The organism is Serratia nevei (assembly GCF_037948395.1).
In the GTDB taxonomy this organism is placed as follows: Bacteria; Pseudomonadota; Gammaproteobacteria; order Enterobacterales; family Enterobacteriaceae; genus Serratia; species Serratia nevei.
In genome coordinates this window covers 4,259,208-4,282,579 of sequence record NZ_CP149940.1, presented here as the reverse complement: position 1 = coordinate 4,282,579, position 23,372 = coordinate 4,259,208, and the positions used below count along the sequence as shown (strand labels likewise).

Annotated in this window: 23 protein-coding genes; 6 read left to right on the top strand and 17 right to left on the bottom strand. The window is 57.0% G+C overall.

What is annotated here, in order from left to right:
- Nucleotides 1-12 precede the first annotated feature (12 nt).
- The 9 genes from V8N38_RS20545 to V8N38_RS20505 form a co-directional block, all read right to left on the bottom strand.
- Entirely contained in the window at nt 13-504 is a 492-nt protein-coding gene (locus V8N38_RS20545; RefSeq protein WP_147840305.1) for a hypothetical protein, read from the bottom strand.
- Nucleotides 505-952: 448 nt separating this feature from the next.
- The gene (locus tag V8N38_RS20540; RefSeq protein WP_232807607.1) at nt 953-1,522 is read right to left on the bottom strand and encodes a Panacea domain-containing protein; all 570 of its coding nucleotides are present in this window, start codon (nt 1,520-1,522) and stop codon (nt 953-955) included.
- Nucleotides 1,523-1,669: 147 nt separating this feature from the next.
- The gene (locus tag V8N38_RS20535; RefSeq protein ID WP_147840306.1) at nt 1,670-1,849 is read right to left on the bottom strand and encodes a hypothetical protein; all 180 of its coding nucleotides are present in this window, start codon (nt 1,847-1,849) and stop codon (nt 1,670-1,672) included.
- On the bottom strand, nt 1,846-1,995 hold the full coding sequence (locus V8N38_RS20530; RefSeq protein ID WP_186766926.1) for a hypothetical protein: 150 nt from the start codon (nt 1,993-1,995) through the stop codon (nt 1,846-1,848). Before V8N38_RS20530 ends, V8N38_RS20535 begins: the two co-directional genes overlap by 4 nt.
- 107 nt (nt 1,996-2,102) lie before the next feature.
- Nucleotides 2,103-2,342, bottom strand: a complete 240-nt coding sequence (locus V8N38_RS20525) for a helix-turn-helix transcriptional regulator (protein ID WP_147191929.1) — start codon at nt 2,340-2,342, stop codon at nt 2,103-2,105.
- Nucleotides 2,343-3,571: 1,229 nt separating this feature from the next.
- Nucleotides 3,572-5,569: a BCCT family transporter gene (locus V8N38_RS20520; RefSeq protein ID WP_047729946.1), complete on the bottom strand. Its 1,998-nt coding sequence runs from the start codon at nt 5,567-5,569 to the stop codon at nt 3,572-3,574.
- A gap of 155 nt (nt 5,570-5,724) precedes the next feature.
- Nucleotides 5,725-6,072 carry a hypothetical protein gene (locus V8N38_RS20515; protein ID WP_227818442.1) on the bottom strand — a complete coding sequence of 116 codons (348 nt, stop codon included), beginning with the start codon at nt 6,070-6,072 and terminating at the stop codon, nt 5,725-5,727.
- Nucleotides 6,073-6,167: 95 nt separating this feature from the next.
- Nucleotides 6,168-7,400 carry a cysteine desulfurase-like protein gene (locus tag V8N38_RS20510; RefSeq protein ID WP_147840308.1) on the bottom strand — a complete coding sequence of 411 codons (1,233 nt, stop codon included), beginning with the start codon at nt 7,398-7,400 and terminating at the stop codon, nt 6,168-6,170.
- The gene (locus V8N38_RS20505) at nt 7,397-8,011 is read right to left on the bottom strand and encodes a 2OG-Fe dioxygenase family protein (protein ID WP_224217742.1); all 615 of its coding nucleotides are present in this window, start codon (nt 8,009-8,011) and stop codon (nt 7,397-7,399) included. Before V8N38_RS20505 ends, V8N38_RS20510 begins: the two co-directional genes overlap by 4 nt.
- 232 nt (nt 8,012-8,243) lie before the next feature.
- On the opposite strand from V8N38_RS20505, the gene V8N38_RS20500 reads away from it, so the two are divergent.
- A complete protein-coding gene (locus tag V8N38_RS20500; protein WP_060422919.1) occupies nt 8,244-8,732 on the top strand; it encodes a GNAT family N-acetyltransferase in 489 nt (162 codons plus the stop codon).
- A 20-nt stretch (nt 8,733-8,752) separates the two neighbouring features.
- On the opposite strand, the gene V8N38_RS20495 is transcribed toward V8N38_RS20500, so the two are convergent.
- Both V8N38_RS20495 and V8N38_RS20490 read right to left on the bottom strand, forming a co-directional pair.
- Nucleotides 8,753-9,091, bottom strand: a complete 339-nt coding sequence (locus tag V8N38_RS20495; protein WP_049194795.1) for a hypothetical protein — start codon at nt 9,089-9,091, stop codon at nt 8,753-8,755.
- A 135-nt stretch (nt 9,092-9,226) separates the two neighbouring features.
- Nucleotides 9,227-9,796, bottom strand: a complete 570-nt coding sequence (locus V8N38_RS20490; RefSeq protein ID WP_033644791.1) for an HdeD family acid-resistance protein — start codon at nt 9,794-9,796, stop codon at nt 9,227-9,229.
- A gap of 149 nt (nt 9,797-9,945) precedes the next feature.
- On the opposite strand from V8N38_RS20490, the gene actS reads away from it, so the two are divergent.
- Nucleotides 9,946-10,701 carry an amidase activator ActS gene (gene actS, locus V8N38_RS20485; protein ID WP_048234629.1) on the top strand — a complete coding sequence of 252 codons (756 nt, stop codon included), beginning with the start codon at nt 9,946-9,948 and terminating at the stop codon, nt 10,699-10,701.
- Between the two features lie 34 nt (nt 10,702-10,735).
- Here actS and V8N38_RS20480 read toward each other — a convergent pair whose 3' ends face one another.
- Nucleotides 10,736-11,593, bottom strand: a complete 858-nt coding sequence (locus tag V8N38_RS20480) for an AraC family transcriptional regulator (RefSeq protein WP_047729951.1) — start codon at nt 11,591-11,593, stop codon at nt 10,736-10,738.
- Nucleotides 11,594-11,774: 181 nt separating this feature from the next.
- Here V8N38_RS20480 and V8N38_RS20475 point away from each other — a divergent pair, with 181 nt between their 5' ends.
- Nucleotides 11,775-13,544 carry an ABCB family ABC transporter ATP-binding protein/permease gene (locus tag V8N38_RS20475; RefSeq protein ID WP_060441369.1) on the top strand — a complete coding sequence of 590 codons (1,770 nt, stop codon included), beginning with the start codon at nt 11,775-11,777 and terminating at the stop codon, nt 13,542-13,544.
- Between the two features lie 9 nt (nt 13,545-13,553).
- Here V8N38_RS20475 and betI read toward each other — a convergent pair whose 3' ends face one another.
- Nucleotides 13,554-14,150, bottom strand: a complete 597-nt coding sequence (gene betI, locus V8N38_RS20470; protein WP_060441322.1) for a transcriptional regulator BetI — start codon at nt 14,148-14,150, stop codon at nt 13,554-13,556.
- A 158-nt stretch (nt 14,151-14,308) separates the two neighbouring features.
- On the opposite strand from betI, the gene V8N38_RS20465 reads away from it, so the two are divergent.
- Nucleotides 14,309-15,853 (top strand): BCCT family transporter, encoded by a 1,545-nt coding sequence (locus V8N38_RS20465; protein ID WP_100396834.1) that lies wholly within the window; start codon nt 14,309-14,311, stop codon nt 15,851-15,853.
- Between the two features lie 6 nt (nt 15,854-15,859).
- Here V8N38_RS20465 and V8N38_RS20460 read toward each other — a convergent pair whose 3' ends face one another.
- Complete coding sequence (locus tag V8N38_RS20460; protein ID WP_048234779.1) at nt 15,860-16,291, bottom strand: VOC family protein; 432 nt, start codon at nt 16,289-16,291, stop codon at nt 15,860-15,862.
- 654 nt (nt 16,292-16,945) lie between these two features.
- Here V8N38_RS20460 and V8N38_RS20455 point away from each other — a divergent pair.
- Entirely contained in the window at nt 16,946-18,211 is a 1,266-nt protein-coding gene (locus V8N38_RS20455; RefSeq protein ID WP_244951332.1) for an MFS transporter, read from the top strand.
- A 36-nt stretch (nt 18,212-18,247) separates the two neighbouring features.
- Nucleotides 18,248-19,057 carry a MoaF C-terminal domain-containing protein gene (locus V8N38_RS20450; protein WP_049273488.1) on the top strand — a complete coding sequence of 270 codons (810 nt, stop codon included), beginning with the start codon at nt 18,248-18,250 and terminating at the stop codon, nt 19,055-19,057.
- Between the two features lies 1 nt (nt 19,058).
- On the opposite strand, the gene lldD is transcribed toward V8N38_RS20450, so the two are convergent.
- The 3 genes from lldD to V8N38_RS20435 all read right to left on the bottom strand — a co-directional run bounded on the left by lldD (nt 19,059) and on the right by V8N38_RS20435 (nt 23,068).
- Nucleotides 19,059-20,198, bottom strand: a complete 1,140-nt coding sequence (gene lldD, locus V8N38_RS20445; protein WP_147840309.1) for an FMN-dependent L-lactate dehydrogenase LldD — start codon at nt 20,196-20,198, stop codon at nt 19,059-19,061.
- 42 nt (nt 20,199-20,240) lie between these two features.
- A complete protein-coding gene (locus tag V8N38_RS20440; protein WP_087763656.1) occupies nt 20,241-21,824 on the bottom strand; it encodes an L-lactate permease in 1,584 nt (527 codons plus the stop codon).
- A gap of 323 nt (nt 21,825-22,147) precedes the next feature.
- Complete coding sequence (locus V8N38_RS20435) at nt 22,148-23,068, bottom strand: LysR family transcriptional regulator (protein WP_060443595.1); 921 nt, start codon at nt 23,066-23,068, stop codon at nt 22,148-22,150.
- Nucleotides 23,069-23,372 lie beyond the last annotated feature (304 nt).

The window sequence follows — 23,372 nt, the reverse complement described above, 5'->3', positions numbered from 1 at the left end:
CCGTTAGGGGGCTTATAGTTTCATTACTTCTGCCTTAAGTGCAGTTGTTTCTCTTTCTATGTTTCTATACAAAGTTGTTGCATTAACAACATCGGATGCTGAAAATTCCCTTTTAAATCCATCCCTTAGATAGTAAACATATGAAAGTTCAAACTGGGAAATGGCTTCCATAGCGCGCTCTATGCCTAATTCTATAAAATGGACCGTTGTAATTAACTCCATTTTCGCAATTGCTTTATCCCTTGCAGCATCAATTACGTCTATATTGTACTCAATTTTATTGAATGAATGACTTACACAAACAAAGTAAAGATACATTGCTCTTTCCATATCTATTATGGATAGATATAGCTCTTCCTTCTTTGCGTCCTTTAATTTCTTCTCTTCTAGTTTTCTGTTTGACTTTGTTGTCCATATCACAGTGCCGCATGCCACCAAAATAGCCACAGCCGCACTTATTACTCCGCTTATTAATGTCGTATCGATTGTTATTGGAGCGGTCATTTATTCACCCTAAATAATTCAGTAAAAACAAAAGTCCATTACAGGGTTTAATTACAATGTTGCCTGAAGAACTTTAATATCTTTCCGGTGGTAAAGTCAGAGGCAACAAAACCAGCCAATACCTGTTGAAAAACTGCCTCGTCCATTGTTCTGTGGATCGTTATCTCCCCGCTTTGCTCTCTTGAGACAACATTCGGTACTTTCCAAATAATGGCGTCAGCGTAATAGACATAGCTGTCGTGATGGATAAAGGGATGATCGCCGGCGCGCAGTATACATGCAGGGTCATGATGTGCCGGTGGGGGATAAATTGTGGTGATGTTCACTGCAAGCACACAGTCACAACCATGGATAGGATAGTGAACAGGATCATTGCAAATAACGTGCAAGTGATCGGACCCACCAACAGGAGCGAGAACAGTGCCTTTCCTGTATGGTGAGTACGTTGTCATGCAAGCTCGCTACTGAATTGCTTGAGGAGTTCACGCTCTCTCATTCTATCAAGAATGAGGTTGGCTTCTTCTTCCGACTTTCCTCCAGCCATGAAAATGGATTTTGGATTGATAGGAACAGATGAGCCATGCGGGTCTTGCCACTCAGGGCAGATTTGATGCGTCAGATCGCAAAGCTCGAAGCGCTTGTAATGCCCGAACTGTTCAAAAACGCGATCTAAAATCCTCTTGTCGGCGCGGCTCAGTTCATCAAAAGCTTCTTCTTCGTCAACACCATGCACATGCTTTTTGATGGAAACTTCGTAGTTTGACTCGCCAGAGATCCAATCGTCCCAAGGTGATTCCTCCTCAGGGCTTCCAGACTTCAGTAAGTCATAAGTACGAGAGAGCACAGGGCCGTTATTCATTGATACAGCCCGGTCGCCGGTCATCGAGTCACCATAGCTGATCATGTACTCACGATCTGCCAGGTACAGCAACTTCATGAGCTTGATGTATGCCATGCGCCCGCCGCGTTTAAGCAGCAGGTAACCAGCCATTTGGGCTGTTTTGTTTTCGCTGAACATAGTCAACCTCCGTTTCGATTACCAGTTTGGTAACCTGTCTGTATATTATGAGTACAATGAATACTGTAGTCAATCGCCGCCCGGACGGCCTCTCATTTGTCTGTCTCTGATACATCCAAGAGAGCGACGGGGCTTGCGCCCCGTTTTTTACTTCTTGCCGTCCCTTCTTCCAATAACAGACCACATGTCATCGCCTACAGCTTTCCAGTCATCCTCGATGGCTTTCTCTACCGGCCGCTTGTCGATCAGTTTTGTGTAGTCCGTTGATGGCAGCAGGTCCAGCAAGCTACCGACAGATCTGGCGGGTCGTTTAAGGTTATTTTTCATACCTTAGCCAGCTCGCTCATGACTTTTTTATAACGTTCAAGGCCATGGACAAATGCTTTCATGACCTGGTCATCGCTTGCTTTAGCGAACCCGCGCGGTGGGTATGAAACCGACTTGTCTCTTGGTTGGATGGTTATCTTTTTCATGTTACCCCTCATTTAACCTTCGTCTGCTTCGCGATAAATGCAGCGTGCGTGGCGATCGCGGCCATGTTTTTAGCGCACTGCAGGATGTAGTAGCGCATCACCTAAACTTAGCGTACTGGCCTTTGTTTGCGCTGGCGGACATCGGGGGAATAATCCGGCGTGCGGCCGGTGTTCTCGGCCTGTTGCTTATCGAGCCACGCTTCTACTTCATCCAAGTTCCAGGCAACGGTGCGGTTGGTCAGTGCAAAGCGCTGCGGGAAGTCTCCTGCCTTTTCCAGTTTGGTGATCTGCGACTCTGACATGGGAACCATCGCCAGGAGTTGTGGTTTTCGAATCGCTGCTTTCATTGTGCTATCTCCTTACTTGCGGTTAATTCCGCAGTGGTATAGACAGCGGCAAGTTACAGTCCTCTGATGGATTGACGGGCCTTAGCGACATTGCTTGAGTGAAACGAAGCATGGCCAATGAACTAACATGAAAAACCCGTTTGTTGGTTCAAAACAGCATGCTGTTGGTTCGCTTTTTTAAAATAAAACTTTATAAAACAACCATCTTTACAAGATGAACCAACTGAACTGACTGAACTGACACATTTTCTGTATATATACACATTATGCCAATTCAGATCTTTCGCCCTTCCAGATGGCACTTGTAAGCGGTTCCGCCATGTTCGCCAATAAGCCAATCTACAGCTTGTCCTGAAAGTCGATTAATTGACACGTTTGATACTAACCCCCAAGTTTTCTTATCCCTTGAGCCTTCTATTTTGTACTCAATGCTCTTGTCGGTGATGGTCGGGTGCACGACTCTGAACCAGGTATCATCCCGTCCCCGAGATTCACCGTCTATGTCAACGATTACTGCCTCCGTAAACCAAGCCGTGGTCTGCATGTTACTGACGCATGCATTACCGGAATCTACTCGAATGTCGAAACATAGTTGATTCTGTGACAAATATGGTGCAGGCCAAATACCTGTAGCGGTTTGATCATTGGCATTTTGCGGTTCACACACGATAAGGGATGGTTCTGATGCCATCGCCGGTAGGCTTATTAATAGGGTAAATATAAGAGGCTTATAATTCATATTGTTAGCTATCTGTATCGATGATTAAAGTATTGTAGAGTTATAAAGTGGGTTGATAACTTTGGTCAAGCGTTGTGCAGTCTTAGGTACTAGAGTAGGTAGCCAGAAGCCGGGGCAAGTTTCACGTAATAGATTTGGTGCTGTCTGGCGTCAGCAGTTCAGATCGTTCCCACTCTGGCCATTGAGATAGGAAAGACGTGAGGATAGAGGCCCAAGCAAAAACTAATGTGTATAGAAATGTGTGTAGTTTGGTTTTTGTAAAGTCGATGTTGTCCGTTTTAACTGGGTTTTTATGGTGGCGTTCTACTCCCTTCACCGCTCCAGCACTCCCTCCTGAAAATATCCTGATTCTCCGAAAGATTACTCCAACCCAATCCTTTGCCCCTGTAAGCGTTATCACTGGTTGTCCGCCATCCCATCAGCATCATCAGCGCCGTGGTGAGGAAAGCAGGGCAAAAAAATGCCGCCCCTCGGGACGGCATGTCGGCCTTTAGCGCACCAGATGCAAGAAATGCAGGTGTTTCTCGTACTGGTCGAGAATATCGTTGATCAACTGCTCCTGATTCCAGCCCATGACATCGTAGTTCTGGCCACCTTCTTTCAGGTAGATCTCCGCGCGATAATACTTGTGCTGCTCGGCTTGCTGTTCATCGTTATCCAGCCCGGCCAGAGCGAACGTCGGCGAACTGTAGCCGCGCAGTCTGACTTCATAGATAAAGTTAAGCTCATCGCCCAAATCGACCTCGAAACGAATGCGGTCTTCCGCAGTGGCGTTGATGCTGCTGAGCGTGTTTTGTTTACTCAGCTCTTCCTGCACCAGCGTCATGGCCGGTTGGATAACCTCATCCATAAAGCGCTTAACCAGCGAGCGTTTTGGCAGATAGGCGATATTGCGCAGCCTGCGCTGCCAGGGAATGGGGTTGCGGGCGGCGGTGGGGGCGATGGTGGCCATATTTTGGCTGTCGCGCTTGGTCAGGTCGCGGCGCAGCGCTTTAAGCAAACCGTAAATGGATATCAGCAAGATGGCCGAGAACGGCAATGCGCTGGCGATGGTGACGGTTTGCAGCGCGCTGAGCCCCCCGGCGATCAGCAAGGCGATGGCGACGATGCCCATCAGCGACGCCCAGAAAATGCGTTGCCAAACCGGCGTGTTGCTGGAGCCGCCCGAAGCCAGCGTATCTACGACCATGGCGCCGGAATCGGCGGACGTGACAAAAAAGACGATCACCATCGCCATGGCGATAAACGAAAGCACGCTGGAGAACGGGAAATGCTCTAGGAAGTTAAACAACGCCAACGCCACGTCTTGCTGTACCGTAGTGGCGAGGTCTGTCGCGCCCTGTTCCATGATGAGGTAAATGGCGCTGTTGCCGAACACCGTCATCCACATGAGGGTGAAGCCTGCCGGGACGAACAGCACGCCCGTGACAAATTCGCGGATGGTTCGGCCGCGGGAAACCCGAGCGATGAACATACCGACAAAAGGCGACCAGGAGAGCCACCATCCCCAGTAGAGCAGCGTCCATCCGCCTAACCAGTTGCTGGATTTTGGCTCGTAGGCATACAGGTTGAACGTCTTGCTGACCAGCTCGGACAGATAGCCGCCGGTATTTTCCACAAAGGATTTCAACAGCAGGACGGTTGGCCCCAACAGCAAGACCAGGGCCAGGAGCAACAGCGCCAGGCCAAGGTTCAGCTCTGACAGAAAGCGTATGCCTTTCTCCAGCCCTGAAACCACGGAAATGGTGGCCAGCCCGGTAATCACCACGATCAAGATCACCTGAACGGTTTCGTTGATCGGCACGCCAAACAGGTGGTTAAGCCCGGCGTTGACCTGCAACACGCCATAACCCAGCGAGGTTGCGACCCCGAACACGGTGCCGATGACGGCGAAGATATCGACGGCGTGGCCGATAGGGCCATAAATACGTTCGCCGATGATCGGATAAAGCGCAGAGCGCAGAGTCAACGGCAGGCCATGCCGATAGCTGAAGAAGGCCAGAATCAACGCCACGATGGCGTAGATCGCCCAGGCGTGCAGCCCCCAGTGGAAAAAGGTCAGGCGCATGGCCTGTTTGGCCGCCTCGACGCTCTCGGGCGTGCCGACCGGTGGCGAGAGATAGTGCATAACCGGTTCTGCCACGCCGAAGAACATCAGGCCGATGCCCATCCCCGCTGAAAACAGCATGGCAAACCATGAGTGGTAGCGAAAATCGGGTTGCGCATGATCGGGGCCAAGTTTGATGTCGCCGTAGCGGGAAAGCCCCAGAAACGTCACGCTGAGCAAAATCAACGCCACGGCCAAAATATAAAACCAGCTGGCGTTGGTGAAAATTTGTTGCTGCAGAAGCTTGAAGTTCTTGTCAGCGACGTCGGGGAAAAAGGCGGCGAACGCGACCAGAAGAAAAATGAGGACTGCAGAGGTGAAGAATACCGCTTTGTTGATATGGCTCTGCGGCTTTTTTAGGGGGGTGTCTTTCTCACTCATAAATTGATTTATTCCATTTGTTTGATTATCGCCCTGAATGGAGGAGAGGTGTAACCTGTTATATCGTAGCAAAATAGTCAGGCTGTCGGTGTCGATCAATAGGGCGGAATTACCGCTGCCTGAGTGCGGTAATTTCGAGTTATTCCGTGTTGCCGTTAGTTAAATAAAAATGCCAATAATCCCGTCACCTTATTTTTATTTTCCCATCCTTCCAATTTCATGCAGGCATTAACGAATTCTGTTCTGCGCATTTCATTGCTGTCCGAGGGGAAAGCGCCGCCACCGGCATTGGGGATCTCCGTGCCGTTGATCGTCATGGAGGAGAAGGTCGGCGAGCTGGCGTGCAAAGACAGGTTCACGGGATAGCGCTGTTCGGCTTCTTGCCGGCAGTGGGTTCTGGCCGCGTCAAGGGGCGTTGGGGTTGCCGTTTGCGCTTCCCATTTCTCCGGCGTGGCACAGGAAGACATCATCAATGCGGCGGCGATAACTGCATATTTTCGCAAAATAAAAATCCATTTCTAAAATAAAATCCCCTTGATTCTACCCCCAGCGTGCCGCGATGGCCCGCTCAATAAGGTAAGCGGGCCGATGTGGCGAGTTAACTGAGGATATCTTCGGCGATCACCTTAAACAGCGTGTCTATTTCGCCTTGGGTGTTGTAGTGCATCATGCCGATGCGCAGCACGCCGCCGTCTTGCAACCCCAGCTGCTGGATCAGGCCCAGCGCATAGAAATGCCCGCTGCCGGCGCAGATGTTGTGCTGCCCCAGGCGGCGGGCGATCGCGTCAGGCGTCTGGCCGCTGAAGGTCAGGGCGAAGGTTGGCGTGCGGCGCGTGCTGTCCGCCTGTGAATGGCCGTAGAGCCGCACGCCGTCGAGTTGCTTCAGCCGTTGCAAAAAGTGGCGGCACAGCGCCTCTTCATGCCGGTGGTAGGCGGCGAAACTCTCCTGCAAACGCTGCCTTAATGGCGCGCCCGGCGTCCCCCACTGCGCCAGATAGTCGATCGCCGCCGCGACGCCGGCCAGCGCCTCGAAGCTTTGCGTGCCGGTCTCGAAACGGCCGGGGCCGACATCGGTGGCCGGCTCGACTTTGTACGGCCGCAGGCGTTGCAGCCACTGCGGCGCGATATAGGCCATGCCGACGTGCGGGCCAAAGAACTTGTAGGCGGAGCACACCAGGAAATCACAGCCCAGCGCCTGCACGTCAATCAGGTTATGCGGCGCATAGTGCACGGCGTCGACATACACCTGCGCGCCGACCCGATGCGCAGCTTCGACGATGGTTTTGATATCGACGATGCTGCCGGTGACGTTGGAGGCGTAGCTGACCGCCACCAGGCGGGTATTGGCGTTGATGCGCTCACACACCTTTGCGGCGTCCAATGCGCAGTCGGCGCTCTCCAGCGGTATCTGATGCACCACGGCCCCTTGGTCTGCGGCGGCCTGCTGCCAGCTGGAGACGTTGGCGTAGTGATCGAGCGCGGTGACGATGACCTCATCGCCGGCCTGCCAGCCGCGGCTGATGATGCGGCTGAGATGGAAAGTCAGCGTGGTCATATTCATGCCGAAAACGATGTTGTCGGGCGAAGGCGCATTTAACAAGGCGCGCACCGATTCTCGCGCCTGGCCCATCACTTCGCCGGTGACTCGGCTGGAGAAGTAGTGGCCGCCCAGGTTGGCGTTGTATTTCCCCAGGTAGTCCGTCATCTTTTCCAGCACGCCCCGTGAAACCTGTGCGCCGCCGGGGCCGTCGAAAAAGATCGCCGGCTTGCCGTCGATGTGCTGGGACAGGGCGCTGAACTGGGCGCGGGCGAGCTCGGGCGTAAAGGTCATGCTTTCTCTCCCCGCGCGGTGAGGACGAAGAGATCCAGATAGCCTTCTTCTTTCGGGCTTACGGCGTTGATCGGCGTGGCGTTGTGCCACAGTTTGCTGTCTGCCAGCAACACGGCCTCACCGTCCGCCAGCGCTTTTTTAAAGAAGGGATCGTGGTGGCTGTCGTCGTACAGCATGATTTCACCGCCGACGATGTTGTGCCGGTGAATGGCGATCATGGCGATATGGTCGAAACCGTCCTGGTGAATGCCTTCCGGCGCCACCAGCGTATCTTTCTGGATGGCGACCACGCGCATTTGGTGGATCTCTATCTCGGCACCCTCCGGCAGTTCGTTATTTTCGGCAAACAGGTTGCACATCTCCGCCATGCCGGCGCTCTGCAGCACGGCGCTGTCGATAGGCTCGAAGCGGCGCACCACGTTGCCCTGGAAGTGGTTGATCTGATCGGACTGCATGAAGGTACGCGGCCCCACTTCGGCGACGTTGGGGTTGAGGTATTTGACGACCGAATAACGGCGCAGGCGATATTTGCCGTCGGCGTGTTGCGTGTGGGGCAAGGAGGAAAACGAAGGCATCAGTTGTTGGGTGGCTTGCGGGCTTAGTACAGTCATACTTATTACGTTTTCGTGTTTCTGTAACATAATCACCTCTAATAATAATAATTTCTGATGTTGTAGGGGGTAATTCGATTGAATTGTAGACGACTCTATAACCAACGCAATTTGGCGGTGGTGAGGTGTGACGGCGGTCGTAAAGTGGGGTGAACAGTGGGAGCGTTGTATGCCGGCGGCGATGCGTTAAAGTAGCGAGCTGACTGCAGAGCAATGGTTAGCGCCAGGGTGAATGCTGGAGTTCGCCGCTTACTTCTACTGGGATACCGTTATGATTGAAATACGCGAGATTAACCGCGATAACCTGTTTGACGTGTGCGAACTGACGTCGAATCAAGACGGCGTTGGCACCGTGTTCGAGGCGTTTATTTGCTGTAACGCCATCTCTATTTCCGAGGCGGCGTTTTTTCCGGAATGCCAGCCCCGCGCGCTTTACCGCGACGGCGAGCTCATCGGTTTTTTCATGTACAAGTGCTGGCCGCATAACCCACATGAGGCCGAGCTGTGTCGCTATATGCTTGACCATAAGTTTATGGGGCAGGGATTGGGGCGTGAGAGCTTCGCCGCGATACTCGCGGATTTTAGGTTGCACGGCATAGAGCAGGTGACGCTAATGATTGATGAACATAATCTCGTCGCCAAAAGCCTGTATCTCACCTTCGGCTTTCGCTTTACCGGCAAGATTGAAAAGGAAGAACATTACTACAGTCTGGCGCTTTAGCTGCCCCGACAAAGGCGGGGTCAGAACGTCTCGAAATACAGCTCGCGCAACAGCCAGGATATTTCGTTGTTGGTGCGATTAAGCGTCTCGATTCGGCGAACCCCTTTCGCTTCGGCGCGCAGATCGAGCAGCAAGTTGCGAATCTGCTGGAATAACGGGGTTTGCGGGCTGGGTTTGGCTAACTGTTGCCCGCATAGTTTGATACCGGCGTCGCAGCCGGTGGCAATGTCCGTCAGGCAGCATGGGCAGGTGGTTTTTTGGCGCGCCATATTGCGGCATTGTTGCCCGATTACCTGATTGAAGTGGCGTAATTGCAGGCAGACTTCCCGCGAGTTCAACGGGTTGGAATGGGTTGTCATCGGTTTCAGCTCCCTTGTCTGCGCCTATATTGGCACTTACCGATGAAGATAACCACGGACAAGCAGAGGGGGTATCGCCGTGTTTTGTCTGGAAACAACGAAAGCGATGAGGCCCGCGGCGGCGGGCCGGTAGCGTCAGGCGCGTTTAAACAGATTCGCCGCCTGGAACAGCGCAAAGGAGCTGACCAGCATCTCGATGCCGACGATGGCCGTCACCAGCGTGACCGATGCCGCCGGGCCTGAGCCGATCAGCATCCAGGCGATGATCAAGTCGAGCACGCCGATAACGAACTGCAGCCAGTTGCCCGGCAGCCCGCGGCGCATGTAGCCCGCTGCCAGGCGAGCGATGCCGCCAAGCGCGAACAGCACGGCGAGGTACACCGCCAGCGCCAGAATGCCCGCCAGCGGACTGGTGATGAACACATAGCCGATAATCAGGTAGGCCACGCCCAGCAAAATGCCGCCGATCATCGGCCAGGTATTCTGTGCCCGGTTAGCGATCATGGCGATAATCAGCCCGGCGCCGCTCAACAGCAGCAGGATGCCGACCACGATGCTCAGCGCTGCGCCGGAGGCGAAAGGATTGACCAGGCACAGTATCCCGCCCGCCAGCAGCAGGAAGGCGATGATCAGCAGGGTGGTGCGTTGCTTTTTGAGCAGTTCTTCGCTCAGGAGGGGCAGATTATTGCGGTCGAGGTTCAACATGACAGTACTCCATTTCGTCGTTGGGTAATTAATCAGTCATCCTTACCTGTTTAGCATAGACCGTCTGGGGGTTTTTGACTGACCCGGCGCAAATGTTACACTGTGCGGCTGACGCGTATCAGAACCGAAACGACGACTGAGGACTGGATTTGAGCACAGGAAGCAAATGGGCTGGGTGGCGCCGCATCGCGGTGTGTCTGACATTGGGGCTGTTGTTGGCCGGGTGTTCGGGTAAAAACACCTACAACCGCGATTACGACAAACTGCCGAAGGGCAGCTACACCGGCAAGTCCTACACCGTCAAACGGGGCGATACGCTGTACTACATTGCCTGGATCACCGACAGCGAAGTCAGCGATCTCGCCAGAATCAACAAGATACGCCCGCCCTATAGCCTGGAAGTGGGGCAGAAACTGCGGCTGAGCGGCAGCGCACCGACCAAAACCGCCGCCACGCGCCGTAAAACCTCTTCTTCTTCCGCCGCGATCGCCAAGCAAACGCCGCCGCCGGGCGCTGCCCGCTGTTGGCGTTGGCCGACCAGCGGCCGGATCGTGCAGGCCTACTCCAATTCAGATGGCGGCAACAAGGGCATCGACATCGCCGGCAAACGCGGCCAGCCGATCTACGCTTCCGCCAAGGGCAAAGTGGTGTACGTCGGCAACCAGCTGCGCGGCTACGGCAACCTGATCATGATTAAGCACGGCGAAGACTTTATTACCGCCTATGCGCACAACGACACCACGCTGGTGCGCAACGGCCAGGATGTGAAGGCGGGGCAGAAGATCGGCACCATGGGCAGCACCGGCACCGATTCGGTGTTCCTGCACTTCCAGATCCGCTACCGCGCGACCGCGCTCGATCCGCAGCGCTATCTGCCGCCGCAAGGTTCGTCGCCGTCCTGTTAACGTCAATCTGGCTCCTTGCGGAGCCAGATGTCAGTTACTTCAGCGGCAGGTAAAGATCGGTCACCAGTTCATATTCCGCCACTTCGTGCACGAAGTTGTGGTAGTGGAAATAGAGCGGAAAATCGCGCAGCTCCTCGCCGCTGGCCGGCAACCACTCGCGGTACAGATAATGGGCACTTTCCGAGAGCCCATCCAGCGAGCCGTGATGGCGCAGCAGCGCGCAGCGCCCGGCCGGCAGCGTGCTGTTCACCACGCCGAAGGCGTTGTCCTCGGGGATCGGCGCAGTAACCTCGCCGCAAATGAAGAAGCGGAAGTCCTGCGCTTCGGTGGTGGCCGGATCGTGCGGTGCGATGCCGAAAGTACGGCTGCTTCTGACCGGCGACAGGCCGCTGGTTTTGCGCCACTCGATAAAGCGCGCGGCGGTTTCGTTGACCAGCGCGGACGGGCCGCGATGTTCGATCATCGCCACCGGCGTGGCCGGGAAGTCGACAATGTCTACCTTCATGGGTTGTTTCCTTTTGTGTTTCGGCTCGGGAAAGCGCTGTTGCCAATCGATCCAGGCCGGCCGTTTGCGAAACTGGCTTGGCGTTTGGCTGAACGCCTGTTTGAAGGCGCGGCTGAAGGACTCCGGGTTTTGAAAACCGGCGTCCAGCGCGATGTCAATCACCGGCTCCAGCGGGTTATACGCCAGGCGGTACGAGGCGCGTTTGAGCCTCATCCACTGGATATAACGCCACACCGAGATGCCGCAATACGCGCTAAACTGGCGTTGAAAGTGAAAGCGCGAAAAGTGGGCCACTTCGCTCAGTTTTTCGACGGTGAGCGCCTCGTCCAGGTGGCGATCGATATAGTCAAAGACCTGCGCAAAGCGCTTTGCATACGTCTGGGTCATGTGATTGTCTCCTCCATGCCTGAACTTTGCCCGAGCCGCCGCCGCTTCTCCTGACGGATGATGCTGAGTTGCCGCCGCAGGACAACGGGATGGCTGCGGCGTTTGCCGCCGGCCAGGCCAAACTCATAACCCCCGCGCGGCCGTGTGCCGCGATCCCGACCGAGAAGATGAATATTACATGATGGATCGTTCCCGTTTGCTGAAATTCCTGCTGCCCTACCTGTGGCCGAAAGACAACCCGCGCCTGCGGGGGTATCTGGTGGTGGCCTTCGTGTTCATGGTGGCGGCCAAGGTCAGCACCACGCTGGTGCCGCTGGCCTACAAAGCGATGGTCGATGCGCTGAGCGGCGAGACGGCGAAAATGCTGGCGGTGCCGCTGGGGCTGATCGTCGCCTACGGCGTGGCGCGGGTGGGCGGCGCGCTGTTTGAGGAACTGCGCAACGTGATGTTCATCCACGTCAGCCAGAACGCCACGCGCCTGCTGGGCGTGCGGGTGTTTCGCCAGCTGCATGCGCTGAGTCTGCGCTTCCATCTGGAGCGCCAGACCGGCGGGCTGTCGTTGTCCATCGAGCGCGGCACCCAGGCGGTGTCCACGGTGCTGTCGCGGCTGCTGTTCTCCATCGTGCCGATCCTGTTCGAGCTCTCGCTGGTCACGGCGATCATGTGGCATATGCTGAACGGCTGGTTCGCGCTGGCGATCCTGACGACGGTCGGCTGCTACATCCTGTTTACCGTGCTGGCGGTCAGCTGGCGCACCCGCTTTCGCCGCGAGCTCAACAAGGCCAACGCCGACGCCAACAGCAAATCCATCGACAGCCTGCTGAACTATGAGACCGTAAAGTACTTCGGCAATGAAGAGTTCGAGGCCGAGCGTTTCGACCTGTCGCGCCGGCTGTACGAATACGCGGCCATCAAGAACCAATTCAGTTTTACGGCGATCAACCTGGGGCAAACCGCCATTATTTCGATCGGACTGATCGTGATGATGGCCATGGCGGCGCAGGGCATTACGCAGGGGACGATGACGGTCGGCGACTTCGTGCTGGTCAACGCCTACCTGCTGCAGCTGTATCAGCCGCTGAACTTCTTCGGCTTTATTTATTCCGAGGTGCGCCAGGCGCTGATCGACATGGAGAACATGTTCGATCTGCTGCAGGAAAAGCGTGAAATCGTCGATAGCCCGGATGCGCAGCCGCTGCGCCTCGATCGCGGCGAAGTGCGGTTCGATGCGGTCAGCTTCGGTTACGACACGCGCCGGCCGATCCTCAAGCAGGTGAGTTTTACCATTCCGGCGGGCCACACGGTGGCGGTGGTCGGCGCCTCCGGCGCGGGCAAGTCCACGCTGTCGCGCCTGCTGTTCCGCTTCTACGACGTGCAGAGCGGCGCCATTACCCTCGACGGCCAGGACATTCGCCAGCTGACCCAGGCCAGCCTGCGGCAGGCGATCGGCATCGTGCCGCAGGATACGGTGCTGTTCAACGATACGCTGCGCTACAACATCGGCTACGGCAAAACCGGCTCCAGTGATGAAGAAATCGAGCGGGCGGCGCGGCTGGCGCATATCCATGATTTTATCGTCGGTCTGCCCGACGGTTACGACACCCGGGTGGGCGAGCGCGGGCTGAAGCTGTCGGGTGGTGAAAAGCAGCGGGTGGCGATCGCGCGCACCATTCTGAAAAATCCGGCCATCCTGGTGTTCGACGAGGCGACCAGCGCGCTGGATACCCAGACCGAACGCGAAATCCAGGGGCACCTGCGCGAGGTGAGCCGCAACCACACCACGCTGGTGATCGCCCACCGGCTCTCCACCGTGGTGGACGCCGATGAGATCATCGTGCTGGAAGCGGGGGCGATCGTCGAGCGCGGGGGGCACGAGGCGCTGCTGGCCGCGAACGGCCGCTACGCCGCGATGTGGCAAACCCAGTACAGCGAAGAGCAGGAATCGCGCTGACGAGGGCGTTCACCCCAGCGGCTGCGCGGCATTGAGCCGCTGTGCCACGTAGTCGCAGGCGATGCGGCAGTCCTGCTTCAGGTCTGTCTCGTCGCCGGCCAGGCTGCCGCGCAGCCAGAGCCCATCGATCATGGCCGCCAGCCCGCGCGCGGCATCACGCGCCTGCCGCAGCGGCAGCTCGCGGCGGAACTGGCAGCAAATGTTGGAATAGAGTCGCCGATCGTTGGCGCGCTGCAGGCGGCGCAGCACCGGCTGGTGCATGCTGGCGGCCCAGAAGTCGAGCCAGGCGCGCATGGACACGGCGTTGGTTTGGCTGGGATGGAAGTTGCCCTGGATAATGGCGAACAGCTGTGACTGGCTGTCGCTCGCCGCCTGCGCGCGGCATTCGGCCACTGCGTCGCGCAGATCGCGCAGGATTTTGCGCATGGTGGCGCTCAGCAACCCCTCTTTATCGCCAAAATAGTGGCTGACGATGCCGGTCGACAGCCCGGCTTCTTTCGCCACCTGAGACAGGGTGACGCCGGCCAGCCCGACGACGTTAATGGTCTCGAAGGCGGCGTTAATCAGCTGCTCCTTACGCTGCTCCGGAATATCTCTGCGGTACATATTTTCCCCAACTGATAGGCCAATCACACTTTGGATTTGATTGATTGAACGGTCAATCAATACTCTATATGCTGCAAAAATGTCAAATAAATGACGATAAAATGTTAATTGAAGGTTGCATTGAAATCGTCTGTCTTTCGCACCATGGAAGCCTGCCAATGACAACAAAAACTCCTCCATCGCTTGACGAAGAACCTGTCAGATTGAATGCTCCGGTATTTTTCGGCTCGGCGGCGGTGATCCTGCTGCTGGGATCGCTGGTCGTGCTGTTTCCCTCCGCCAGCAAACTGTGGCTGAACGCCGCGCAAAGCTGGGTCGCCGACGTGTTCGGTTGGTACTACATGCTGTTGATGGTCGCCTGTATGGCATTCGTCTTCTGGCTGGCGCTGTCGCGCTTCGGCCATATTCGCCTCAGCCAGGATGACGAGCCGCCGCAGTTCAGCTATCCCTCGTGGGTGGCGATGCTGTTCTCGTCGGGCATCGGCATTGCGCTGGTGTACTACGGCGCTTATGAACCGCTGGATCATTTCCTGTCGCCACCGGAAGGCAGCGGCGGTACCGTGCAGGCGGCGCGACAGGCGATGGCGCTGACCTTTTTGCACTGGGGGCTGCACGGCTGGGCGCTGTATGCTCTGATCGCCACCGCGCTGGCCTATTTCGCCTATTGCCGCGGCCTGCCGCTGGCGCTGCGCTCTGCGTTATACCCGATCTTCGGCGAGCGCACCCACGGCGGCGTCGGCCATCTGGTGGACAGTTTCGGCATTCTGGTGACGGTGATCTCGATGGTAACTAACCTGGGGATCGGCGCGCTGCTGGTGAACTCTGGACTGTTTTATCTGTTCGATATTCCGCAAAGCACCGGCGTGCTGCTGGCCCTGATCGTGGTGATGATGGTGGTGGCCACGCTGGCGGCGGTCACCGGCGTCGAGAAGGGCATCGCCATGTTGTCGAACATCAACGTCGGCTTCCTGTGCCTGCTGCTGCTGTTCGTGTTTCTGGCCGGGCCGACGCTGAATCTGCTGAACGGCATGTTGCAGAACCTCGGCGATTATCTGACCTCGCTGGTCAGCCGCAGCTTCGATATGTATCTGTACGGCAAGGCGCGCCAGTGGCAGGGCGCCTGGACGCTGTTCTACTGGGCCTGGTGGGTGGCGTGGGCGCCGTTCGTCGGGCTGTTCATCGCGCGCATTTCCAAAGGACGCACCATTCGCGAACTGATTTTCGGTGTGCTGCTGATCCCGCTGGGCTTCACGCTGGCGTGGCTGTCCATCTTCGGCAATACCGCCATCAGCCTGGTGCTGGAAGGCGGACAGGCGATCCTGGGGCAGGTGGCGCAAAGCGATCCGCCGATGGCGGTGTTCAAGCTGTTCGAATACTTGCCCTATACCCAGCTGACCGCCGGCTTTGTGGTGGTGATAAGCTTCGTGCTGTTCCTGACGCCGGTCGATTCCGGCACGCTGATGATAGCGAACCTCTCCTGCCAGGGCGGTTCCGCCCATGATGACGCGCCGGCCTGGTTGCGGGTATTCTGGGCGGCGGTGACTACGCTGGTATGCGCCGGCCTGCTGTATGCCGGCAGTTTCAGCGCGATGCAGACGGCGGTGGTGCTGTGTGGCCTGCCGTTCTCGGCGGTGATCGTGCTGTACATGGTCAGCCTGCGCAAGGATCTGTGTCGTTACGCCATGAAGCCGGTGCTGCCCTGAGGCGGTTTATTCGTCTGCACGCGGCCGGTGATGCACGTACTCGACAGTCGTGCCGTCCGGCAGGCGCGCATTGAAACAGGCGCCGGTGGGTACCTCCACCGGGCCGAAGAAAATCTCTGCTCCGGCGGCCAGCAGCCGCTGGTGGTAGGGATAAATGTCATCGACCAGCAGCGTGCCGACGGTGCTGCGGAAAGGGCGCAATTGCTCTTCCGCCCCCTCCAGGATCAGAAACGGCCCCACCGCCGCCAATACCAGCCGATGCTCGGGAAAATCGAAGCGCATGTCCGCCGTTACGCCGTGCAGTTGCTCGTAAAACGCGATGGTGCGATCGATTTCGCCTTCGCCAACGTAGACCCGAATCAGCACGCGTGGCTCACGCAGCGATGAAGAGTCGGCGGTTTTGCGCCAGAAACCTGCTTTTGTCAGTGCTGTCGTCATGTTCATCTCCTTGCTGGTTACCTGCCGCTTATCATGCCGCCGTTTTTTCATCCGGGGTTGGATCGAGTTGGCATAAGCTAGCCGCGCCGGTAATAACCCATTCACAGGGCGTTAAAGGGCGTTCTGTTTGTGATTCCTGTCACGGCCTACGCTTTTATTATTATTCAGCATTGATAATGTCATGACGTGATTATTGATTAACACAATGGAGTTAATCATTCGCGCCATAACCGCGATAAAGCAAACGGATTCAAATAATAAAGCGGGTGGGGTAATACGACCGATGAAAAGGGAAATAGCGTCAATTTATAAGGTAAGGTTAAGTTTTATTTATTAACCTGTTTATAAATCACGGCATTTTGGCTTTTTCAATAAAAGTAAAAAGTGCCGGGTAATTTTATTTAAATCAGTAAAAACATAATGTTGATTTATTTTCATGTCATTCGCGCTCTGTGAAAAATACCTGATTTGCCACCCGGTCGTCGTTTTCAACGGCCGTTTGACATGCCCGTTACTTGAGATAAGTTTATATCGTTAACATGTTAATGAGTTGTTATCGTGACCGATGGCCAATGCTTCTCTTGGCTGCGCGCTTAATCGACTTATGCCATGGCCGCTCGCCATTCATAAGTTAACTTATGGACCAATGACGCTATGAATAACTCGCCAGGGCAGCGCTCGCGATTGAGCGAAGAGAACCGATTGCTGATTATTTTATTCTTCGTGTTCGGCTGCGTGTTCGTCGATCGCCTGACTATCTCTTTCCTGTTTCCGATGATCGCCGCCGATTTGAAGCTGAGCAACGTGCATCTTGGCACGCTGTCGGCGGTGCTGGCATTGACCTGGGCGCTGTCCGGGGCGGGGCTGGGGGCGATTGCCGATCGCTTCAATATCCGTAAACCGATGCTGATCCTGTCGATCCTGGTGTTTTCGCTGTTCTCCGCGCTGTCGGGGCTGGTCAGCGGCTTTGCCATGTTATTGATCTTCCGCGCGCTGATGGGGATCGCCGAAGGGCCGGTGCTGCCGATCGCGCAATCGCTGATGGTGGAAAAATCGCAGCCGCAGCGCCGTGGCTTCAACATGGGGCTGATCCAGGGGGCGGCGCCGGGGCTGCTGGGCGGCATTATCGCGCCGCCGTTGATCATCTATCTGGCGCAGAAATGGGGCTGGAGCATGGCGTTTCATCTGACCGCCGTGCCGGGCATCATTCTGGCGTGGCTGATCTATCGCTATGTGAACGGCAAGAAGGATCCCGCTTTCAGCGCCGCGCCGGCGGCCGGCGCGGCGGCGAACAAAGCCGCTTACGGCGAGCTGTTTAAAATCAAGAATGTGGCGCTGTGCATTCTGATCTCCTGCGTGTTCGTCACCTGGTTCATGATCATCATTACCTTCACCCCCAACTTTTTGGTGACCGACCGCGGCTTCGGCGAAGGCACGATGGGCGGCATCATGAGCGCCATCGGCGCCGCCTGGGTGTTCTGGGGCGTGGCGGTGCCGGCGATTTCCGATCGCCTCGGCCGCAAGCCGACGCTGATCTTCTTTTCGCTGCTGGCGGTGTGCTGCCCGCTGTTCCTGAGCTACGTCGATAACCCGTGGCTGCTGGGCGTGCTGGTGTTCCTGTCTTATACCGGCCTTGGCTGCTTCACGCTGTTTATGGCCACCATCCCGTCGGAAACGGTATCGCCGGCCCGTATCGCCACCGCGTTGGGGCTGGTGATGGGGATTGGCGAGGTGATTGGCGGCTGTCTGGCGCCGTTTATCGCCGGGCTGATCGCCGATCGCTACGGGCTGGTCAGCGTGATGTGGCTGGCGGCCGCGGGCGCCGTGTGCGCCGGCGTACTGAGTTGTTTTCTCGATGAAACCGCCCCCGCGGTGGTGAGCCGCAGAGCGGTGAAACCGGCGAGCGTCACCGACGTTTGAGGCGGTTTTCATCCCATTCAATCAAGGAGAGCGAAGATGTCAGCAGAACAATCCGTACTGAATCAAAATGCCGAGCCGGACTGGAAGAATTACGACGATTTCGCGCGCGGTATCGACACTAACCGCCTGCCGGGCACCCAGGACTGGCGGGGCAAAACGCTGCAGATCGCCTTTGACAACGACGGGGAAATCACGCTGCGCTTCAGTGCCGATCGGCAACGGGTGCTGTGGGCCTGGGGAGGGGAGAGCGGTGAGGACGCTTACGAAGAGGTGCAAACCTCCGCCGCACGCTATTTCTTCAATATTCCGCTGCAGTCACCGGGCAACGAGTGCCTGACGCTGGTACTCAATCGTGACAGCGGCCGGGCGCTGCTGGTGCGCAGCACGCTGTTGCCGGAACAGACGGTGGAAAAGGGCTCGCGCCTCAAGCAAAGCTTCCACGTCGGCCGGATTGTCGGCGTCACGCCGAGTGGCGTCGCGCCGCATCTGACCCGCGAGCTGATCGGCTATCGTACGCTGAATGTCTACAGCCCCAACCACTATTACGAACACTTCTACGTCAATACCGAGCGCTATGCCTGGCAAAACCTGCGCGGCGAGCAATTCGGCCACGGCGATATGGACTACGCCACCTACTACAAGTTTGAGGACGAGATGTTCCTGTTCACCTTCCGGGAAAAGATTATCCCGGTGTGCTCGGTGTTCTTCTTCGACTTTATTTCCGGGCGCTGCACCGGTACCTTCCTCGGGCTGGACGCCGCCGGCCGGGTGTTGGTGTCACCGGCCGGGGCCTTCATCAGCAAGATGAGCTACAACGCCTACCCAGAAGGCGTGCAGCCGCTTTGATTCAGGCGTTTCTGACCAGCGATCCGGCGTTGATCTCCGCGATGGTTTTCGCGCCGGTGAGCGTCATGGCGACGCGCATTTCCTTGTCGATCAGATCCAGCAAGTTAGCCACCCCGGCTTCGCCGGCCGCCGCCAGCGCATAGACGAAGGCGCGCCCCAGCAGCACGCTGTCGGCCCCCAGGGCGATCATGCGCACCACGTCCAGACCGCTGCGGATGCCGGAGTCGGCCAACAGGGTGATGTCGCCTTTCACCGCGTCGGCGATCGCCGGCATGGCGCGCGTGGTCGACAGCACGCCGTCCAGCTGGCGGCCGCCGTGGTTGGAGACGATGATGCCGTCGGCGCCGAAGCGCACCGCGTCTTTGGCGTCCTCCGGATCCAGAATGCCTTTGATGATCATCGGGCCGTCCCAGAATTCGCGGATCCACTCCAGATCTTTCCAGGAAATCGACGGATCGAAGTTGGCACCCAGCCAGCCGATGTAGTCTTCCAGGCTGGTGGGTTTGCCGCGGTAGGCCGAGACGTTGCCCAGATCGTGCGGCTTGCCGAGCAGGCCGACATCCCAGGCCCACTGCGGATGGGCAAACGCCTGCAGCACGCGGCGCAGCGCGGCGTTAGGGCCGCTCATCCCTGAGTGGGCGTCGCGGTAACGGGCGCCCGGCACCGGCATGTCGACGGTAAACACCAGCGTTTTCACGCCGGCGGCCTTGGCGCGCTCCAGCGCATTGCGCATAAAGCCGCGATCTTTCAGCACGTAAAGCTGGAACCACATCGGCCGATCGATCGCCGGCGCCACCTCTTCGATCGGGCAGACCGACACGGTGGACAGCGTGAACGGAATGCCTTTTTTAGCCGCGGCGCGCGCGGCCTGCACTTCGCCGCGGCGGGCGTACATGCCGGTCAACCCCACCGGCCCCAGCGCCACTGGCATCGCCAGCTGCTCGCCGAACAGCGTGGTCTCCAGGCTGAGTTCGGACATATTGCGCAGCACGCGCTGGCGCAAGGCAATATCGGCCAGATCTGCGGTATTGCGCTTCAGCGTATGCTCCGCGTAGGCCCCGCCGTCGATGTAGTGAAACAGAAACGGCGGCAGTTTGGCCTGGGCGGCGGCCCGGTAGTCGGTTGACGCGGAGATGATCATAGTGTTTACCTTCTTGTCTTGCTTGCGATAACGAGTGTTCAGTCAGAGCGTGAGGATCGCTGCCATACCGGCCGCAATCCCGCCGTACGCCAGCATCGGCAGCACGGTCTTTCTGATGATTTTGCCTTCGGCGTTGCCGATCCCGAGGATCGAACAGACGGCGATAATGTTGTTCAGGCACACCATGTTGCCCATGGCGCCGCCGACGGACTGCAAGGCCAGCGTCAGATTGACGTCAAGGCCGCTGCTCTGGGCGATCGACTGCTGAATGCCGCCGAAGGTCAGGTTCGAGACGGTATTGGAACCGGAGAAGAACGAGCCCAGCGCGCCGAGGAACGACGAGAACAGCAGCCAGCTCTCGCCGGTCAGCGCCGCCAACGCTTTGCCGATCAGGATCACCGGCGCGTTGTCGCCGCCCTGCATCATCAGGTTGACCATCACCAGCGCGCCGAACAGGGCGATAAAGGGCCGTGCGACGCGCCCGCCGGTTTCGCTGAACATTTGCCGCACCTGGTCGCCATTCAGGCGGAACAGAGGAATACACAGCAGCACCACCAGCAGGAACGGGATCAGCGCCGGGACATACAGCGTTTTGTAGCCGGCAGCGGCGGAGGTACCCAGCACCTGCTGCAGTTCGACGATCAGCGCCCGGCTGATGCGCAGTTCCCCGAGCCAGCCGAGGTTTTCCTGCCACAGCAGCGCGGTGTTGTTGAGCAGCGCTTTAAGGCCCAGCTGGTGGACGCGTGTCACTATCAGAATAGCAATCAGCAGCAGGGTCGGGGTCATGGCCTTGACCACCTGTAAGAACGGCACCGCCTGCCCGGCGCTCTGCGATTTGTCGCTGCGGGTGAGGCCGATGCCGCAGCGTGCCAACAGTACCGAGAGCGCCAGGCCGATCGCGCCGCCGACCAGCGCCGGGAATTCATAGTTCACCTGAGCCAGCAGCAGATAGGGCACGGTGCAACTCAGCACGCTGAGCAGGATAAACGGTAGGTTGCGGCGGATATCCTGCCAGGAAACGATAAAGCGCAGCGCCAGCAGAGGAATGACGAAGCCGGCGACAAAGTGGATCAGCGCGGTCTGCCGGCCGATCTCCAGCAGGCTGGCGTCCGACAGACCGAGGTTGGCAAAGCCGAACCAGGTGGGGGTGCCCACGGCGCCGAAGGAGACCGGTACCGAGTTCATCACCAGCGTCAGCAGGGCGACGCGCAGCGGGTTGAAGCCCAGCCCGACCAGAATCGGCGCGGCGATGGCGGCCGGTGTGCCAAAGCCGCTGGCGCCCTCAATCATAAAGGCGAAGGCCCAGCCGATAATCATCAGCTGGGCCACGGGATTGGGGCTGATGGTTTCCAGCCAGCGCCGCACCACGTTTTCCGCGCCGCTTACCTGCATCAGTTTGTTGAGCAGGATGGCGCCGGCGATGATGGTGATCGGCGTCAGCGTCGACACCAGCGCGGTGATGATATTGGCATGCAGCAGCCGCAGCGAGGCATCGAACCACAGGAGCTGTACGGCATACACCACGGCGGCCGTCAGCGGCAGGGCGAGGTAAGAGGGCACGCCATTCCTTTTGGTCATCATCCAAATCAGCAGGACGATGGGCGCAATACTGAAAAGCAGGGGCATAAGATCCTCAGGGTTATTATTTTTATGGGCAGAGATATGTAGCTGAAAGGTTAATTACCGCAACATTTTCATTCTAATCACAACGTTGGCGACGATGCCATGCGGTATTTTTTTAACATCGGCGAACGGCGCCGGCGGTGGGAAACTGGCCGGCAGGAGGGGTTAAATTAACTGCTTTAAAATCAGTTTGATAGGAAGCGATTTTGTGTGATAAATGCGTGGGTTCACATTAATTAAGCGGTAATGTTCAATAGATTATGTCCAAAAATGCGGTAATCCCCGCGGCTTTTTGCGGCCGCGGGGAAATAATCAGAGCAGGGAACTCAAAAATAATGGCTGATATTTTGGTAGGAACCGATGATATGTTCGATCAGCAGACGGGTTTTTAACGGCAGATTGCGGGTGTAAGGATAGACGGCGTAAATACCCAATACTTTGCCGCAGTGGCCGGCCAAGATCTCGGTCAGCTTGCCGTCCTGCAAATCTTCATACACCATGCAGCGTGGCACCATGGCGATACCGTGGCCGCCGATCACCGCTTTGCGGATCGCTCGCGCATTGTTGGCCGACAGGTTGCCGTTAACCTGCAGCTCGTAGATTTCGTTGCGTCCCGGTCGTTTCATCAGCCAGTTGGCGGTACCGCTCTCCTGGTAGGTGTAGGTCAGGCAGTTGTGGCCAAGCAGGTCTTCGGCGCTACGCGGTTCCGGGTGGCTTTCCAGGTACCCCGGCGAGCAGACGATCACCCAGCGGGAATCGAAGATCGGCCGGGCAATCAGGCTCGAATCCGGCATGGTGCCGGTGCGGATCGCCAGATCGATACCTTCTTCCACCAGATCGACAAAGCGGTTTTCCAGCCGCATCTCGACCTTCAGGCTGGGGTGCAGAGCGCAAAATTCCGCCACGCTCTCGCTCAGCAGCAGCTCGCCGGAAATGGTCGGCACCGACATGCGAATGGTGCCGGTCAACTCTTCGCTCTTTTCGCTGACGGCGTACAGCGCCTCCTGCACTTTGGCGCCGATCTCTTTGGCCTGCTGGTAGAGCGCCTGGCCGCTTTCGGTCAGCGTCAGGCTGCGGGTGGTGCGGTACAACAGCCGGGCACCCAGCGATTTTTCCAGCCGCCCGATGCGTTTACTGACCACCGAGCTGGTGATGCCGGCGCTCTCCGCGGCCTTGCTGAACGAGCCGCAGTCGACAATCAGGGCGAACAGAATCAGGTCGTTGGCGTATTCGTGAGTGGCGAGCATGGGCATCCTGTAGAGTGAGAGTCCTGCTGCCCAGTGTAAATCCGGCGCGGCAGGAAGCAATCTTTTCAGCGTGTTGCACGTCGTCGCCAACTGGTCAGATCTGAATTTTTCTTATTTGTTTTTTCATTTTATTGAGAATTATCCTTTTATGTTTTTCTTGCTTTAATAGGCTTTGATCTACTTTTCTTGTTTTTAGACCAATTTAAATTGGAATAGTCCCGCATTCACGGCTTACTTATTCGATTAACTTTCTCTTGCAGTGTAAATAATTGTATTGATCTGCTCGTTTGGGATGGCTATGCTT